The organism is Actinoplanes sp. NPDC049802 (assembly GCF_040656595.1).
Taxonomy (GTDB): Bacteria; Actinomycetota; Actinomycetes; order Mycobacteriales; family Micromonosporaceae; genus Actinoplanes.
This window is the reverse complement of record NZ_JBFAMR010000019.1, coordinates 43,716-59,866: the sequence shown is the minus strand read 5'-3', so window position 1 is coordinate 59,866 and position 16,151 is coordinate 43,716. Positions and strand designations below refer to the sequence as shown.

Annotated in this window: 18 protein-coding genes; 11 read left to right on the top strand and 7 right to left on the bottom strand. The window is 72.0% G+C overall.

Annotation, left to right across the window (positions count from 1 at the left end; translation table 11 throughout):
* The first annotated feature begins 76 nt into the window (after positions 1 to 76).
* Entirely contained in the window at positions 77 to 1,321 is a 1,245-nt protein-coding gene (locus AB0I88_RS15875; protein WP_361023854.1) for an SGNH/GDSL hydrolase family protein, read from the top strand.
* On the opposite strand, the gene AB0I88_RS15870 is transcribed toward AB0I88_RS15875, so the two are convergent.
* Complete coding sequence (locus AB0I88_RS15870; RefSeq protein WP_361023852.1) at positions 1,290 to 2,477, bottom strand: MFS transporter; 1,188 nt, start codon at positions 2,475 to 2,477, stop codon at positions 1,290 to 1,292. The genes AB0I88_RS15875 and AB0I88_RS15870 overlap by 32 nt on opposite strands.
* Positions 2,478 to 2,507: 30 nt before the next feature.
* Here AB0I88_RS15870 and AB0I88_RS15865 point away from each other — a divergent pair, with 30 nt between their 5' ends.
* Positions 2,508 to 3,371 (top strand): arylamine N-acetyltransferase, encoded by an 864-nt coding sequence (locus AB0I88_RS15865; RefSeq protein ID WP_361023849.1) that lies wholly within the window; start codon positions 2,508 to 2,510, stop codon positions 3,369 to 3,371.
* Here the strand turns inward: AB0I88_RS15865 and AB0I88_RS15860 are convergent.
* Positions 3,354 to 3,836 carry a helix-turn-helix domain-containing protein gene (locus AB0I88_RS15860; RefSeq protein ID WP_361023846.1) on the bottom strand — a complete coding sequence of 161 codons (483 nt, stop codon included), beginning with the start codon at positions 3,834 to 3,836 and terminating at the stop codon, positions 3,354 to 3,356. The two genes, AB0I88_RS15865 and AB0I88_RS15860, sit on opposite strands and share 18 nt — an antisense overlap.
* Positions 3,837 to 3,892: 56 nt before the next feature.
* On the opposite strand from AB0I88_RS15860, the gene AB0I88_RS15855 reads away from it, so the two are divergent.
* The 3 genes from AB0I88_RS15855 to AB0I88_RS15845 all read left to right on the top strand — a co-directional run bounded on the left by AB0I88_RS15855 (position 3,893) and on the right by AB0I88_RS15845 (position 5,954).
* A complete protein-coding gene (locus AB0I88_RS15855; protein WP_361023843.1) occupies positions 3,893 to 4,405 on the top strand; it encodes a PaaI family thioesterase in 513 nt (170 codons plus the stop codon).
* A gap of 316 nt (positions 4,406 to 4,721) precedes the next feature.
* On the top strand, positions 4,722 to 5,396 hold the full coding sequence (locus tag AB0I88_RS15850; RefSeq protein WP_361023840.1) for a carbonic anhydrase: 675 nt from the start codon (positions 4,722 to 4,724) through the stop codon (positions 5,394 to 5,396).
* Positions 5,397 to 5,429: 33 nt separating this feature from the next.
* The gene (locus AB0I88_RS15845) at positions 5,430 to 5,954 is read left to right on the top strand and encodes a DUF6346 domain-containing protein (RefSeq protein WP_361023837.1); all 525 of its coding nucleotides are present in this window, start codon (positions 5,430 to 5,432) and stop codon (positions 5,952 to 5,954) included.
* On the opposite strand, the gene AB0I88_RS15840 is transcribed toward AB0I88_RS15845, so the two are convergent.
* Together AB0I88_RS15840 and AB0I88_RS15835 are read right to left on the bottom strand one after the other, a co-directional pair.
* Positions 5,932 to 6,303: an STAS domain-containing protein gene (locus tag AB0I88_RS15840; protein ID WP_361023835.1), complete on the bottom strand. Its 372-nt coding sequence runs from the start codon at positions 6,301 to 6,303 to the stop codon at positions 5,932 to 5,934. The two genes, AB0I88_RS15845 and AB0I88_RS15840, sit on opposite strands and share 23 nt — an antisense overlap.
* A 167-nt stretch (positions 6,304 to 6,470) precedes the next feature.
* Positions 6,471 to 7,199 carry a matrixin family metalloprotease gene (locus AB0I88_RS15835; RefSeq protein WP_361023832.1) on the bottom strand — a complete coding sequence of 243 codons (729 nt, stop codon included), beginning with the start codon at positions 7,197 to 7,199 and terminating at the stop codon, positions 6,471 to 6,473.
* A 340-nt stretch (positions 7,200 to 7,539) separates the two neighbouring features.
* Here AB0I88_RS15835 and AB0I88_RS15830 point away from each other — a divergent pair, with 340 nt between their 5' ends.
* The 4 genes from AB0I88_RS15830 to AB0I88_RS15815 all read left to right on the top strand — a co-directional run bounded on the left by AB0I88_RS15830 (position 7,540) and on the right by AB0I88_RS15815 (position 10,503).
* Complete coding sequence (locus AB0I88_RS15830) at positions 7,540 to 8,511, top strand: DUF2231 domain-containing protein (protein ID WP_361023829.1); 972 nt, start codon at positions 7,540 to 7,542, stop codon at positions 8,509 to 8,511.
* A gap of 145 nt (positions 8,512 to 8,656) precedes the next feature.
* Complete coding sequence (locus AB0I88_RS15825) at positions 8,657 to 9,304, top strand: GNAT family N-acetyltransferase (RefSeq protein ID WP_361023826.1); 648 nt, start codon at positions 8,657 to 8,659, stop codon at positions 9,302 to 9,304.
* A gap of 27 nt (positions 9,305 to 9,331) precedes the next feature.
* Positions 9,332 to 9,805 (top strand): DUF4265 domain-containing protein, encoded by a 474-nt coding sequence (locus AB0I88_RS15820; RefSeq protein ID WP_361023823.1) that lies wholly within the window; start codon positions 9,332 to 9,334, stop codon positions 9,803 to 9,805.
* A 56-nt stretch (positions 9,806 to 9,861) separates the two neighbouring features.
* On the top strand, positions 9,862 to 10,503 hold the full coding sequence (locus AB0I88_RS15815; RefSeq protein ID WP_361023820.1) for a helix-turn-helix domain-containing protein: 642 nt from the start codon (positions 9,862 to 9,864) through the stop codon (positions 10,501 to 10,503).
* A 1,310-nt stretch (positions 10,504 to 11,813) separates the two neighbouring features.
* Here the strand turns inward: AB0I88_RS15815 and AB0I88_RS15810 are convergent.
* Entirely contained in the window at positions 11,814 to 12,680 is an 867-nt protein-coding gene (locus tag AB0I88_RS15810) for a hypothetical protein (protein ID WP_361023817.1), read from the bottom strand.
* Between the two features lie 196 nt (positions 12,681 to 12,876).
* Between AB0I88_RS15810 and AB0I88_RS15805 the strand changes: the two genes are divergently transcribed.
* Entirely contained in the window at positions 12,877 to 13,092 is a 216-nt protein-coding gene (locus tag AB0I88_RS15805; RefSeq protein ID WP_361023814.1) for a hypothetical protein, read from the top strand.
* Positions 13,093 to 13,129: 37 nt separating this feature from the next.
* On the opposite strand, the gene AB0I88_RS15800 is transcribed toward AB0I88_RS15805, so the two are convergent.
* Positions 13,130 to 14,551, bottom strand: a complete 1,422-nt coding sequence (locus AB0I88_RS15800; protein WP_361023811.1) for an FAD-dependent oxidoreductase — start codon at positions 14,549 to 14,551, stop codon at positions 13,130 to 13,132.
* 123 nt (positions 14,552 to 14,674) lie between these two features.
* Here AB0I88_RS15800 and AB0I88_RS15795 point away from each other — a divergent pair, with 123 nt between their 5' ends.
* Positions 14,675 to 15,370 (top strand): TetR/AcrR family transcriptional regulator, encoded by a 696-nt coding sequence (locus AB0I88_RS15795; RefSeq protein WP_361023808.1) that lies wholly within the window; start codon positions 14,675 to 14,677, stop codon positions 15,368 to 15,370.
* On the opposite strand, the gene AB0I88_RS15790 is transcribed toward AB0I88_RS15795, so the two are convergent.
* Positions 15,346 to 16,146 carry an SAM-dependent methyltransferase gene (locus AB0I88_RS15790; RefSeq protein WP_361023805.1) on the bottom strand — a complete coding sequence of 267 codons (801 nt, stop codon included), beginning with the start codon at positions 16,144 to 16,146 and terminating at the stop codon, positions 15,346 to 15,348. The two genes, AB0I88_RS15795 and AB0I88_RS15790, sit on opposite strands and share 25 nt — an antisense overlap.
* Positions 16,147 to 16,151 lie beyond the last annotated feature (5 nt).

The following is a 16,151-nucleotide window of genomic DNA, read 5'->3' as shown; positions in this document are numbered from 1 at the left end:
CAGCATATCTTGGAGCGCTCCCAAACGCACGGCGAGAGCATTGACTCTATAGATCCACAGCTATACGTTTCCGGGTGTGCCCCTGCGGCGACGCACCCTGCTGGCAGCCGCCTCCCCGCTGCTGCTGATCGATCCCCACCCGCCCCCACGCCCCCGCTGGATCCACTCCTGGACCGCCGCACCCCAGCTCACCGAGCCGTACGATCTGCCGCCGGAGCCGTTCGCCGGTGACACCGCGATGCTGGTGAACACCACCGTGCGCCAGACCGTGCGACTGTCGCTCGGCGGGCGCCGGCTGCGGGTGCGGTTCTCCAACGCGTTCGGCGCCACCGACCTGCCGATCACCGCGGCCGCCGTGGCGCTGCCGCTGGACGGGCGGCCCGGGGCGCCCGGCATCGAGCCGGACAGCTCCCGGCGGCTGACCTTCGGCGGGCGGCTGGAGGTGACCGTGCCGCCGGGCGCCCAGATGATCTCCGACCCGGTGGACCTGCCGGTCGTCGCCGCACAGAACCTGACGATCACCGTCCATCTGCGGGACGGGCAGGACGGGGCCGGGCTCACGTCGCATCCGGGGTCGCGTACCACCTCGTGGTTCATCGAGGGTGACCGGCACGCCGACCTGGAGTTGCCGGGGGCCGTGCCGGTCAACCACTGGTACCTGATCAGCGCGGTCGAGGTCACCGCCACCGGCGCGGCCGGGCTGGTGGTGCTCGGCGACGCGCTCACCGACGGCCGCGGCACCACGCTCAACGGCAACGACCGCTGGCCTGACCAGCTGCTTCTGCGGCTGCGGCGGCCCGGCCTCGCGGTGCTCAACCAGGCGTCCCGCGGCAACCGGGTGCTGCGCGACGGCCTCGGCCCGAACGCCCTGGCCCGCCTCGACCGCGACGTGCTGTCGCTCAGCGGCGCCCGGTGGCTGATCGTCTTCGAGGGCGTCAACGACCTGGGCATGACGGCCGCCACCAGCGAGGCGCAACGCCGCGTCGTGGCCGAGCTGATCGGCGCCTACCGGCAGATCGCGCTCCGCGCGCAGGCGTGCGGCCTGCGGATCTTCGGCGCGACGCTCACCCCTTTCGGCGGCAACATCTACGACGACCGAGCCGGGGTACGGGAGGCCGCACGCCAATCGGTGAACCAGGCGATCCGGTCCGGCCTGTTCGACGGGTGTGTGGACTTCGACGCGGCGGTACGCGACCCGGCCGTGCCCGGCCGGCTGCGCCCGGTCTTCGACGCCGGTGACCACCTGCACCTGAATCCGCGCGGTCACGCGGCGCTGGCCGCCACCGTCTCTAGCTGGCTCTTCGCAGCAGCGGCCGGGTGAGCCACGTCGCGGCCAGCGCCACCAGGCACAGCACCGCCAGGCTCAGGAACCCGGACCGGAACGATCCGGTGGCGTCCTTGACGGCGCCCAGCGCGTACACGAACGCGAAGCTGCCCAGATTGGCGCAGAAGTTGCCGAAGCCGCTGATCAGGCCGGCGCTGCGGGCGCCCAGCACCTGCAACGGCAGCGCGAACAACGGCCCGAAGTAGACCTGGATCGCCACCGAGATCAGCGCCACCACCCCGAGCACCCCGAGCATGCCGGGCACGTAGGTGAGCAGCGTCAACCCGGTCGCCAGCACGGCCAGCGAGCCGCCGATCACCGGCAACGGCCGGTTGATCCGGTCGGACAGGTAACCGCCCAGGTAGTTGACCGGCGCGCTGATCGCCGAGGCCAGCGCCGCGACCAGGCCGGCGGTGGCCAGCGACTGCCCGCGGTCGACGACCAGATAGGTGGGCAGCCAGAACGTGAAGCCCTGCGCCACGGCCAGCCGGGTGAACTGGATGACCCCGGTGAGCTGCATGATCCGCTGCCGGATCAGCCCCGGCAGTTCGGCGAGCCGGACCGGGTCGCCGAGCCGCCGCCGCGGGGCCGGACCGGCCAGGAACCGGTAGAGCACCAGGGCCAGCAGCCCGAACCCGGAGAACAGCAGGAACAGCAGACGCCAGCCGAGCGGGCCGACGAGCAGCGGGCCGACCGCGCTGAGCAGCACGTTCGAGGAGAAGCCGCCGACCACGTACAGGCCCATCGCGGTGGCTCGCCGGCCCGGTGGGAACAACTCGGTCATCAGCAGCATGCCCGGCGTGAAGACCAGGGCGCGGAAGACACCGGCCAGCGCCTGATCGATCAACAACAGGGAGTACGAGTCGAGCACGGCGAAGAGCGCCGACAGGATGTTGAGCCCGAGCAGCCCGGTCAGGAACAGCCGGCGCGGGGTGAACCGGTCCGCCAGATACCCGGACGGCACCTGCATCAGGGCGTAGGTGAGGTTGCTCGCGGCGGCCAGCGTCCCGGCCTCGGTGAAACTGAGGTCCAGGTCGGCCCGGATCAGCGGCAGGAACAGCCCGATCCCACCGAAGATCAGCCCGATCGTGCTCTGGCAGACGACCAGCAGCGTGATGAGCGGCCGTCGCCGGGCGCTGTCGGTGATCGTCATTCGCGGATCGTAGGCGGCTACCGTGACGGCATGCCTGACAGTATCGACGTGCCCGGCTATCTGGCCCGGCTGGGCCTGACCGGGTTGGCCGGTCATCAGCCGAGCATCGAGGCGCTGGACGCGCTGCACCGGGCGCACGCCGAGCGGGTGCCGTACGAGTGCCTGGAGATCCACATCGGGCGGCCCACCACGGTCTGCCCGTCCGAGTCCGCGGCCCGGATCGTGGCCGGCCGCGGCGGTTACTGCTTCCACCTCAACGGGGCCTTCTCGGCGCTGCTGCGCGAGCTGGGCTATGCGGTCACCCGGCACGTCGGCGGGGTGCAGGGCAACACGACGCTGCCGGCGGGGGCGTCCGCCAACCATCTGGTGCTGACCGTCTCCGGCCTGCCGTCGGACGCCTGCCCGGACGGTGTCTGGCTGGTCGACCTGGGCATGGGCGACGGCCTGCACGGCCCGCTCCCGCTGGTCGCGGGCGAGCACACCGACGGCCCGTTCCGGTACGCGCTGCGCCCGTCCGAGGCCGAGCCGGGCGGCTGGCGGTTCGACCACGATCCGCGCGGCAGCTTCCTCGGGATGGACTTCCGGGCCGCGCCCGCCCGGATGTCGGAGTTCCGGGACAAGCACGAGGAGCTGTCCACCTCACCGGACTCCGGTTTCGTGCGGGTGGCCGCGGTCTGCCGGCGCGACGCCACCGGCTTCGACGTGCTGCGCGGGCGCACCCTGACCCGTACCGAGGCGGAGCCGGTCCGCACCGAGCTGTCCACCGCCGGCGAGTACTTCGGCGCGCTCGACGGTGTCTTCGGCATCACCCTGCCGGCCGGGGACCGGGAGATCCTCTGGGCGCGGGTGACCGAGGCGCACGAGAGGTGGCTGGCCTCAGCCGCCGGTTCGTAGCCGGGCGCCGGGGCCGGGGCGGGGCTGGATCTCCCGGTGTTCGGTGAGGTGGTGGCCGTCCGCGCAGTGGGCTTCCAGGTGCAGCTCGGCGCCGCAGTCGCGGTGGGCGTAGCGGATCGGCGGGCCCTCCGGGTCGGCCAGGTAGCGGTTGCCCCACTCGGCCAGGGCGATCAGCACCGGGTAGAGGTCGAAGCCCTTCGGGGTGAGCCGGTACTCGTGGCGGACCCGGGCGCCCGGCTCCCGGTAGGGCTCGCGCCGGAGCACGCCGTTGTCCACCAGGCCGGCGAGCCGGTTGGTGAGCACCTGCCGGGGGATGCCGGTGCGGGTGCGCATGTCCTCGAACCGGCGCACCCCGGTGAAGATCTCGCGCAGCACCACGAGGGTCCATTTCTCGCCGAGTACGCCCATCGCCCGCTCGATGGTGCAGTTGTCGAACGACCAGTCGAGCGGCGAGGGCGTAGTCATGCGATGAAGGCTAAGTCTCGTTGACAGACGCAGCAAGGGTCTGCAAGCCTGCATCCATGACGCAGACTCAGGATGCCACCCGTACCCGTACGTTCGGCTGGACCGACCCGGCGGAACACGCGCATCTGCTGGGCCGGCGCAGCGGGATGGAGATCCTGCGGGCCATGGCCACCGGCGAGATCCCGCCGCCACCCGTCATGCACCTCATCGGCGGCGAGGGCATCCACGCCGAGGAGGGCGCCGTCACCCTCACCCTGCAGCCACAGGAGTTCCACTACAACCCGCTCGGCAGCGTCCACGGCGGCATCCTGTCCACACTGCTCGACACCGCGGCCGCCTGCTCCGTGCACAGCACGCTCCCGGCCGGGGTCGGCTACACCAGCATGGATCTCAACGTGAGGTTTCTGCGCCCGGCCACCATCGCGTCCGGCCGGCTCACCTGCGCCGGCGCCGTGCTCCAGCGCGGCCGCCGCACCGCGCTGGCCGAGGCCCGCATCACCGACTCGTCCGGCCGCCTCATCGCACACGCCACGTCCAGTTGCATGATCTTCGAGCTGCCCGCCGTCTGACCCACCGCTCACGCCCGGCGGGCGCGGCACGGCCCGGGCCGGGCAGGGGCTCGCGGGTCTTCCGCGGCGGGGGCGCGTAGGCGTACGAGAAATGAAAAGAAAGTGACGGTGAGTGGGGCGGCAAGCGTGTCACTCACCGTTTTCTGTGCATTCGGCGGAGCGCTCGAATGCGCAGGGTAACCGCAACGAATCACCCTGTTAATGCGCTTTGTTCCGTCTGTCACATTGGCTGTTCTGCACTCCAAGGGACCCTAGGCGAGTCTCGCCCGCGCGCGCACCATGTCCGGCGTCCCTCGTGAGTTTGGAGATAGCTGAAATGCAATCGCTCCGCCGTCGTGCGCTGTTCACCGCGGGCGGCGCCATCGCCGGCTCGATGGCCCTTCCGGCAGCCGCCTCGGCGACCCCCCGCACCTCGTCCGACCCGCTGGCGGCGCTGCTCGCCGGCAACCGGCGGTTCGTCGCCGGCCGCTCCCGGCACCTGCACCAGAGCCTCGCCCGGGTGCACGATGTCGCCGCCGGGCAGAACCCGTTCGCCGTCGTCCTCGGCTGCGCCGACTCGCGGGTCCCCGCGGAGATCCTCTTCGACCAGGGCGTCGGCGACATCTTCGTCAACCGGGTCGCCGGCAACGTGATCGACGACCTGCTGCTCGGCAGCATCGAGTACGCGGTGGAGGAGTTCACCCCGCCGCTGATCATGGTCCTCGGGCACGAGCGGTGCGGCGCCGTGTCGGCCACCCTGTCGGCGATCCGCACCGGCGCCGAGGTCCCCGGCCACATCGGCGCCATCGTGGACTCGCTCACGCCGATCGTCGCGCCGTTCGCCGACGATCCGGACGGCGTCGAGAAGGCGGTCCGCGCCAACATCCGCGCCCAGATGCGGGCCCTGGTCGAGCAGAGCGAGATCGTCCGCCACGCCGTCGAGTCCGGCGAGACCACCCTGGTCGGCGCCCGGTACGACCTGGACAGCGGCGTGGTGACCCCGCTCCGCTGAACCGCCCTTGCCCGTCTGGTGTAAGCAGACGGCGTGAAAGACGACAAGTACGGTGCCGCCCGGCGGCGGCAGGACTCCGTGCCGCCGCCCCACCCGGCCGTCATCGAGAAACGACGTGACGGGCGCGTCCCGGTCCGCACCCTGCTCCTGCTCGCCGTCGCCGGCCTGCTGCTGTTCTACGCCGGGAGCACGATCGGGCGCCACACCGGCCCGGACTACCAGACGTCCAGGATGAAGGGGATCGCGACCGTCGAGAAATGCGAACGGCGCGGTCCCCTCACCCTGCTCGGCGGCTTCGGCCACTACGACGCCTGCTACGTGTGGGTGCAGTGGGACCGGGGCGAGGCGGAGCGGGTCCTGATCGAGGACCCCGGCTTCTTCCGGGGCGAGCGGCCCGGCGACACGATCCGGATCGGCTACGGCATCGCCCGCCCCGAGATCGGCTACCAGCCGGTGCTGGAAGTGCTGCGGTACGTGCTCGGTGGGATCGGAGGGGCGATGGTCCTGCTGGCCGTGCTCGGGACGGCGAGCCGGGTCATGGAGTCGCGGAAGAGGTGAGGTCGTCCGCCCACACCGGGGCGTAGAGCGCCTCGGGCTCGCAGAGACCGGTCAGGGCGAGCGCCTGCCGGACGTGCCCGCGGGCGTTCACGATCTCGTAGCCGTGGCCGCCGCGCAGCGCCCGCGTGTAGCCGATCAGCAGCAGATCGATGCACTCGCTCCCGATGGACTCGATGCCGTCCATGTCGATGACGATGCGGATCCCGCGGCGGCCGACGGCGAACACATCCCGCATGGCGGCGCGCAGGACACGATGGGCGTCCCGGTCGAAGTCGCCGGTCAGGCGCAGGTGGACGGTCGAACCCGTACGGTGAGTGGTTCGCCGGATGTCGTAACGCGGGTCGGTCATGCCCTCCATGTACCCGCGTCAGATGTCCTGGAGTCAAACTGACAGTGACGACGTGACCGAGCCAACACCCGAGCAGGGTCACTCTGTGTGCATATCGGCCGTCCGGGTGCGGCCGCGTCCACATCGAGCGGCAGCCGCCGGGGCCCGGCGGCCGACGGCTCGGGCGCTCAGCTTCGCCGCTGGGTGAGCAGGCAGCCGGCCGACTTGCCGAGCTTGCGCAACCCGGACAGGTCACCGGCGCCCCACACCGCCTTCTTCGACGTGATCGTGTGGTACATGATCTGGTTCTTGTCGTTCTGCTCCGGGTGGGCCAGACCGACCGCGTGCCCGATCTCGTGCATCAGCACCGCACCGGTCGTGCCGCCGCCGTGCGCCCCGAAACCGCGGGCCATCGACTTCACCCCGGTCGCGTTGAGCACCACGGCGCCCGTCACCATCATCAGCGCGTCACCGCCGGACGGCGTGTACGCGGTCTGCCACGAACCGCCGCCCATGCCCAGCGACCGTGTGCCCGCCGGAAGCCACCTGCTGTGCTTGCCGGGGGTGGCCCAGGCGACCACGATCTCGGTCCCGGCCGGGTACTCGCCGTTGTAGCCCTTCTGCGCCTGCGGGATCACCGAGGTCGTCCCGGCGTACCGGAAGGACAGCCCGGTGGCCGTGGCGATCCGGGCGAACGCCGTCCGCACCTCGGCGAGCGAGTTCTTCGGCGCCCGGTCCAGGTTGACCCGGTAGTCGACGGCGCCGCCGCACGGATTCCAGCGGGCGATCAGACGGTCGCCGTTGGCCTGGCTCATGAAGGCGTACGACCGGGCGTTCCCGGCGGCGGCCATCGCCACCCCGGGCTGGGCCAGCAGCAGCGACGACACGGCGGCGAGCAGGACGAGAACACGCTTCACGCGGGCCATCCGATCGGGGGAGAGGGGAGTCCCACTCTGCGGCCGGATCGTTGCCGGCTCCGGTCGCCGCCGGGTGCGGGACGGTAGCGGCGGCCCCGCGAGCCGCATTCACTCGCGCGCACCTCGAATCACCCGCAAGGGAGGGTCCGGGCGCGTCGTTCTCCGCCCACGCTGAGGAAGGTCCATCTCCCGGCCGGGGGTCTCGGGGTCTCCCGCGTCCCGTGGCCGGGAGCCCGGTCCACAAGCCCGGCGGAGGGGGTCCGCGGTGACACAGGAACGCACGACAGGGAGACGCCGAGCCCAGAGCCGGTTCCGGCTCGGCGGGTCCGGGGTGCAGCCGATGTTGCTGATGTTCCCCCTCGGGCTGTTCTGGATGGCCTTCGTCTTCGACCTGGCCGTGCTCCTCGGTGCGCCGTCCCTGATCGGAACGGTCGCCTTCTGGAACCTCGTGGCCGGTCTGATCGGTGGACTGCTGGCCGTGCTGGCCGCCGGGGTCGAGGCCTTCACCGCCCCGAACCCGGAGGCCGCCCGGATCTTCTTCCTCGCCCTGCTCCTCGACGTGGGTGTGCTGATCGTCTTCGCGGTGCTCACCCTCATGCGGGTCCGGGGCCCGGAACGGTCCGTCGACGGTGGCCTCCTCGCCCTGGAGGCCGCCGCGCTGGCCCTGGCGGGTTTCAGCGCCTGGTTCAGCGGCCGTCTCGCCGACCCGGCGGCCCCGGTCTCCGACCCCCGCCCACGACCACACCGGCGAGGCACCCCGGTTCCCGGCCTCGACACGGATCCGGCCGGGCCCGAACCCGGCGGGTACGCGCCGCCACCCGCCCCTGGCCGGCAGGCGCCACCCGTCCCCGGCCGGTACCCGACCCAACCTGCGCCTGACCGGTACGCGACACCATCCGCCCCCGGCGGGCACGGCGACTCCCGCCGCACGGAGCCGCCGTCACCCGCCCGGTCCGGCGCCGGGGCGGCCGGGCAGCCATCACCCGCCCGGTCCGGAGCCCGAACGACGGAGCCGCCGCAGACCCCCTGGATCGGTGCCCACCGCAGGGGAACGAAACCTCCCGGACCGGCCGGCGCCGGGCGGATGGACCGGCCGCGAGCCGCCCCGCCGGGGCCCTGGACGGGCGGCTGGCGGGAGGATCCGTGGCAGGCGGGCCCACCGCCCGATCAGCACGGCGGAGCGGGCCACCCGGATCGGCCGCAAACGCCCCGCCAGACGGCGCGGGCGAGCGCCACCGACCCGCCGCAGCCGGGGTGGCCGGCTCCCCGGCCCAGTCCCGGGCGCCCGGTGGAGCGGCCACAGACCGCATGACCGTCCGGACGCGGCGGTGCACGCGGGTGGACTCGGTCGGCGCGGACGAACGTCCGGGACGGACGCTGACGCGCGGCGCTGCGGGAGACCGTCCCGCCCGGGAAAGGCCGTCGCGTGCCGGCGGCCGCTGTGTGATCGTGGGCGGATGCCGCAACCGACCCTGTACACCGAGCGGATGGTGCTCCTCCCGTTGACCGACGAGCACCTCGAACTGGAGGTGGAGCTCGACGCCGATCCGGAGGTGCTGCGCTACATCGACGGCCGGGCCCGTACCCCGGAGGAGGTGGCCGAGTACCACGCGCGGCGGATGGAGCTGGGCCGCCGGGTGGACGGGCTGGGCTACTGGGTGGCGGCCGAGCGGACCGGCGAGTTCGCCGGGGTGATGATGCTGCCACCGGCGGAGCGGCCGGGGGAGGCCGAGCTGGGTTACCGGCTTCCGCGGAGACAGTGGGGCCGGGGCCTGGCCGCCGAGGCTGCCGCGGAGCTGCTGCGGCACGGTTTCACGACCGCCGGTCAGGAGCGGATCATCGCGCAGACCATGACGGTGAACGCCGGCTCCCGCCGGGTGATGGAGAAGTGCGGGCTGCGCCACGTGCGGACGTTCTTCCCCGACTACCCGCCGATCCCGGGCTCGGACGAGGGCGAGGTGGAGTACGCGATCACCCGTGCCGAGTGGCGTGCCCGCGCGCTGGGGGCTGGTTCGCCCCCGCGTCTCGATCTTCTGGAAGACTACGTCTCCGCGCGGGTGCGGCGACGAGAGGCCACGGATGACGACGATCGAACCGGTGCGTGACGACCTCCGGGCCGTTCCGTGACCGTCGTGGACTCTGTGAAGGTCCACTTCGATCTCCCGCGGACCAGCGAGGACTGGCCACCGGTGGAGATCGAGAGTCTCTGGGCCCAGCCGGTCGGCGACGACGTGGTGCGGCTCGGCAACGCGCCCTGGTTCGTCCGCGGTGTCGCCAACGGTGATCTGATCCGGGTGCGGCAGGACCGGGACGGCCGTCATTGGGCCACCGAGCAGGTCGAGTGGTCCGGCCGGTGCACGATCCGGGTGGTGCCGTTCGGCAGTGGCCCGTTGCGTGGTTCGGTGCAGCGGGTGCTGGACGCCTTCGAGCCGTTCGGGGTGACCGGCGAGGGCATCCGGCGGTTCGGTCTGGCCGCCCTCGACGTGCCGGCGGACGCCGACCTGGCCGCGGTCCAGCGGGTGCTGCGGGCCGGCGCCCGCGACGGCTGGTGGGACTACGACGAGGGCTGTGTCGGTGACGACTGGCTGGCCGCCGCCTCCGGCTGAAGCCCGCCTCCTGGGAGAGAAACTGCGAACGTGGTTTGCGGTTTACAGTGGTGGGAATGAGCGACGCATCTCCGATCTGGACCCGCCCGGCCCGCGGCGCCCGCGGCCCCCAGCCCACCCACACCCGGGACGAGATCGTCACGGCCGCGATCGCCCTGGCCGACGCCGAGGGCCTGGCCGCCGTCTCGATGCGCGCGGTCGCCGCCGCCCTGAACACCGGCGCCGGATCGCTCTACCGCTACCTGTCGTCCCGCGACGACCTGCTCGACCTGATGACCGACCGGGTGGTGGGTGAGCTACGGCCCTATCCGGTGCCCACCGGGCCGCCGGTCGACGCGCTGATCGCCCTCGCTCAACGGCAGCGTGACATGTGCCGCCGGCACACGTGGATCATCGAGCTGCTGCCCCGCCCGACCGGCATCGGCCCGGAAGGCCTCGCCTGGTTCGACCACTGCCTCGGCGTGCTCGCGCCGGTGCCGTGCCCGGCCACCGCCAAATTCGAGGCGCTGGCCATGATGACCGGCGTGGTGACGCTCTTCGCGCGCGACGAGAGCGCCGCACCGCCACCCGCTTTCAGCGGGATCGACCTGACGGCCTTCCCTCATCTGATCGCCGCCTTCGCCGATCCCGGGCCACGCCGTCCGGACCTTTTCGACCGTACGCTGCGTGGCCTGCTCACCGCCCTCCTGACCGGCTGACGGCCCACCGCCGCGGGCAGTCCGCCTACCGCTGCGGGCAGTCCCCTCCATGGCCGCCGTCTCCGCGGCGCATTCCCGCCGCCCCTCGCCGACTGGATGCCAGCGCTGTCTCACGCGCGTCGAGGCAGCACTCACCTCAAAAGACCTAGAACCCGCCGCTTGACATCCATAGGAGCATCCCTGCTGGCTTATCAATGAAGGCTCGCTACCAGCGCATGTCCGGTCCGGCCCTGCTTTGCCAGGCCTCACGGCACGGGTGCCGGGCAGCAGAAACCGGACCTGGATCAGGGATTCGATGACCGGCGACGGCGATCGGCCGTGGCGGCGGCGGTCGGCGGTCCAAGACCGGTGAAGATCCGTCCGCTGCGGCGGTTGCGCATGTAGACGAGACGGTATTGCGTGGACGGTGTGCTCGTTGCTGGGCAAGACCGGCGAAGCGACCCGGCCGGCCGGTGACGGTTCCTCGGCGATCGCTGCTGACGGTGTTCCCTGGACTCCAGCGTGTGGCATCGGCCGGCCGCCACTCGGAACCACCGCCACGTTCACCGGCTGGCAGCGGATGCAGAGACGAGTCCCCGTTCGGGGAGACGGGACACGGATCTCGGCTATCTGTGTTCGGCAGACGTGACACCCGTAACGGGTGTCGTCACACCCACTACGGGTGTCGTGTTCTCCGAGCACACATCGCCCCGCACGCCGGCCCACCGGGCGGCAGGGCGGCAGGGCAGCAGGGCGCGCCGTTGGTGCGCTGGGGCGCCCGCCCGGCGGGCAGACGGGGCCGAGTGATTCGGCACGCACGCGGGGCCCTACGCGGTCGCTCACGATTGTCACAGCGGTGCTCGGGGCGCACCGTCGGTGTGCTGTGCGCGCCCGCCCGGTGGGCGTGCAGGCGGGCGGGGCGGGCGATTTGGCCAGCAGGGTCAGCCCTGAGCCTGCTGGCTATTTAAGGAAAGCCGGCTACCTGTGGGAAGGCCACGGCGGATGGGTCTTCACCTCCCTGTAGTCGCCGTCGCAGGCCATGGAATCCTTGATCCAGGTCCGATTTTCGCTGCCCGGCACCCCCGAGGTGAGGCCTGGCGGCCAGGGATCGGACTGAATATGCGCTGGTAGAGAGCCTTCTTGAATGGCCAGCAGGGTCAGCCCTGACAACCAGCCGAACAGGGGGCACGGCCGGAAGCGGGCCGGGAGAGTTCGGCCCACGAGGGCTGCTCGGGGTGCGGGCCGCCGGGCCGGATGCGGGCGTTACGGCCTGGTGTCGGACTCGGTGGCGACCGCGTCGCCAGGGCCGCGCGGAGGCGTACCGAAAAGGTTTATGAACGGGACCAGGAGCCGCAGCCGGCCGACAGGAAAGCGTGGTCGGTGGCGCGGAGGGTCACGCGCGGCGCGGCGCCGGGTCTGCTGAAACCGCTGGCCACGATCTTGCCGGCGCCGGATTGGCGTTCCCAGTAGCAGCCGTCGGTGTCGTCCGAGGTGTAGGCGCCCGGTTTGACGGCCGTGCCGACGCGGTGGGTGCCGTCGCCGAAGGCGGCGCTGTCCGGGGTGAGGTCGCGCGGCCCGCGCTGCATGGCCAGGCGCCACTTGGGTGCCAGCGGATGATCGGGGCAGAGGACCAGCGCGCCGCTCATCTCGCGGGACTGACGGACCGGCATGGCGTAGCCGGGTTCCAGGTATTCCTCGTTCGGGTTGACGTCGGCGCAGACGGCGAACAGGTCGGCGATGTCGTCGTCGGCGTAGTCGCTGGCCTGCAGCGCGGTGGCCTCCAGGTCGCTGGCCGGGCTGACGACCTCCTGGGGCTCGCCGTCGACCGCGGTGACATCACAGAACTGGCCGTTCTTCTGCCACGCGCCGCTGAAGTCGTGCCGTCCGCCGGCGCCGGGAGCGAAGGTGAACGACTCGCGCGGGCCGACGTTGCGGCCGAGGAAGCAGGTGACGCCGACGGTGCTGCCGTCCGGCTCCGGCGTGTTCTCGATGAGCTTGCCGAGCGGCTGCGAGGGTGGCGCCCCGGGTTTCGCCGTGTTCAGGCGGAAGGTCTCCAGGGCGGGCTCGGGTTCCTCGTCGTCGGCGGTGAGGATCACGAAGGTGGCCGCGCCCAGGGTCAGCAGGACCGTGGCGACGACGGTGGGGACGATCCAGCCCGATCGGCGTGACCGGGCGTGGTTCGGCTGGTGTGACGACAAAGTTCGGCTCCCCGGGGGCTTGGGGTGTTGATCTCGGCGTCCGGCAATGCATCAGCATGGATGTATTGGCACCCGGGGGCCAGCGCGGCGGGATGATCGTCGCCGCAATCGAGCCGTTCGGCCCACCTTCACCGTGCGTTCAACGGGAGGGTGACTGACTGCGGAGGATCGGAGGCGGGTGCCTAGGATGATCGGCATGGGTGATCCAGCAGAGGGTCCGGTCACCGCGGTGCGGGTGGAGTGGACCGGGGCGAGGTTCCGGCTTCATCTGGTGCGCGGCGCGGGCGGGATGAGTGTCGTCGACGGCGGAGCCAAGCCGGGTGACGCGATGTCGGCGCTGCTGGGCCTCGGTGTGCCGGCCGAGGAGGCCGAGCACTGCGTCCGCGAGGTGGAGCCGGGCTACCGCGCGTGAGGGCCGGCCCTGGACGGACCGGCCCCACGACCGCGCGTCAGGAGTCGAACGAGAAGCCGACGGCGTTGGCCGCCTTCAGGATGAGGCCGTCGCGGCCGCTGCGGTCGGCGCGGGCGATGGCGCCCCGGATGAGCTGCACGGCCGGGTAGAGCACCGGCTCCGGCGGCACCGGCAGCGGCTTGCGCCGGGCCATCTTCATCCGGGTACGCGCGGTGTCGCGCCCGTCCAGCAGGTCCAGCATCACGGTGGCGCCGTAGCGGGTGGCGGCCACACCGAGGCCGGTGAAACCGCTGCTGTAGGCCACCTTGCCGCCCATCGCCCGGCCCTGGAACGCGGCCAGTTGGGTGCACATGTCGATCATGCCGCCCCAGGCGTGGCTGAACCGGATGTCGCCCAGTTGGGGGAACGTCCGCAGGAAGTGGTCGGCGAGCCGGGCGAACGTCTCCGGATTCTGATCGTGCTCGGGCCGGATCGCGCCACCCTTGTGGTAAATGACGTCGTAACCGCCCCACAGGATCCGGTTGTCCGAGGTCATCCGGTAGTAGTGGAACTGCCGCGAGGTGTCCGAGATGCCGAACCGCCTGGTCCAGCCGATCTCCTCGATCTGGGTGGCGGTCAGCGGCTCGGTCATCAGCACGTAGTCGTAGACCGGCACGGTCAGCAGGCGGTTGCGCTTGAGCAGGGACGGGAAGCCGTTGGTGGCGAGGGCGACCTTGCGGGCGCGGACGCTCCCCGCCCACGTCGACGCCCGGATCGTGGCGCCCTGGTCCTTGATGTCGGTGACCGGGGTGTTCTCGTGGATCCGCACGCCGAGCCGCAGGCAGGCCGCCTTCAGCCCCCAGGCCAGCTTGGCCGGGTGCACCAGGGCGGCGCCCTCGTGCTGCATGAGCCCGGCCCGGTAGAGCGGCGAGCGCACCAGCGCGGCCAGTTGCTCCCGGTCGTAGTAGGTGGTCGACGCGGTGGCGGCGGCGCGCAGCTCCTCGACCTGGTGCGGTTCGGTGGCGACGGCGAGCACGCCCTCTTTCCGGAACTCGGCGTCGATGCCGTGCCGGATCAGCGCCTTCTCGAATCCGGCGAAGTTCTCCGCGGCGAGGTCGTCCAGGATGGGCAGCTCGTCGGCGAAGTGACGGCGCCCGTTCTCGGTGCCGTGGGTGAGGCTGGCCTCGACGAAGCCGCCGTTGCGCCCGCTGGCCGCCCACGCGATCTCGTTGCCCTCGACGAGCACGACGTCGCGGGAGGGGTCGGACTCCTTGGCGGTCAGGGCGGTCCAGAGCCCGCAGTAGCCGCCGCCGATGACCAGCAGGTCGGCCTCGGTCGAGCCGTTCAGGGCGGGCTCGGGAGTGGGCCGACCGGGGTCCTCCAGCCAGAAGGGGGTGCGGACCGCGCCGTCGAGGGCCTTGCGGATGCGTTTCTCGTCGGTGCGGATGTCCTGATCGTAAGCGGGGGGTACGGCCGCCATGGTGAGTCCCTTCCAACTCTCGAGACCGCCCGGTGTCAGCCGGTGTGGGCCTCGTGAACAGAGGATGCCGACGCCCCACCCTTATGTCAATGCGTTGACATAAGGGCGCTCTAAGGTGGTGACGTGTCAGGAGTGGAGCGTGTGCGCAGCGTCGGCGCCCGCCGCCGGAAAACCCGCAGCGGAGTGGTGCTGACCGAGGACCTGATCGTCGACGCGGCCCTGCGGCTCATCGAGTCGCCCAGTGGCGACCGTCTCAGCCTCCGCCGCCTCGGCGCCGAACTGGGCGCCGACCCGACCGCCGTGTACCGCTACTTCCGGGATCTGGACGCGCTGCTGCTGGCCGTCGCCGACCGACTGATCGGTGACGCCATCGCCGCCTTCGTGATGCGCGACCACTGGGTCGACTCGCTGCGTGACCTCGCCCACTCGCTGCGCCGGTCGATGCGGCAGCACCCGCGGCTCGCCCACCTCCGGGCGATCCGGGTCACCGCCGGCCCGCACGAGATGCGGGTCGTCGACACCGGCATCGGGATCATGCTGAGCGCCGGGTTCGCCCCGGCCGACGCGGTCCGCCACTACCGCGACTTCGTCGACACCGTCCTGGCCGTGGCGGCGGTCGACGCGGCCGAGCTCACCGACGAGCAGGAGGCGGCCGAGCAGGAGGCGTGGTCCCGGGTCTACGCCGCACTGCCCGCCGACGGGTACCCGAACGTGCACCTGGTTCGCGAGCACCTGCCGTCGATGTACAACTCGGCCTTTCCCGGGACCATCGAGAAACTCCTCGACGCCTTGGTTCAGGCGGCGCCCACTCCGGCGTAGGCGCCGTACCGCTCCGGGCTCCGCACCGTCTCGCCCGGTTCGGGCCGCCACAACGGCAGATGCACGAGACCCGGCTCCACCAGCGGGAACCCGGCGAACCAGGCGGCGATCTCGGCGTGCGACCGCAGCACGATCCCGGTGCCGGTACGCGCCGACAGCCGCTGCGCGTCGAGCACCTCGGGCGGCTGCCCGTCCGCGGTGGCGTGCGAGACCACCAGGAAGCTGCCCGGTCCGACGGCCGCCCGCAGCGTCGCGACCAGGCCGGCCGGGTCGTCGGCGTCCGGGACGAAGTGCAGCACCCCGGCCAGCAGCACGGCCACCGGCCGGCGGAGATCGATCAGGCCGAGCCGGGCGGTCTCGTGCAGGATCCGGTCGGTGTCCCGGGCGTCGGCGCAGATCACCCCGGTGCCCGCCACGCCGGCCAGGATCGCCCGGCTGTGCTCCACCGCCACCGGGTCCACGTCGACGTAGACCACCGCCGACCCGGGGGCCTCCGCCTGCGCGATCTCGTGCACGTTGCCGGCGGTGGGGATGCCGGACCCGATGTCCAGGAACTGCCGCACGCCCGACCCGGTCAGGAACCGCACCGCCCGCCGCAGGAACACCCGGTTGGCCCGCATCGTCTCGCCGATGTCCGGCGTCATCATCTCGATCTGCCGGGCCAGCTCCCGGTCCACCTCCAGGTGGTGGGTGCCGCCGAGGAAATAGTCGTACACCCGGGCGGTGCTCGGCCGGCTCCGGTCGATGCCGGCCGGCACCCAGTCCGTATCAGTCATGCACG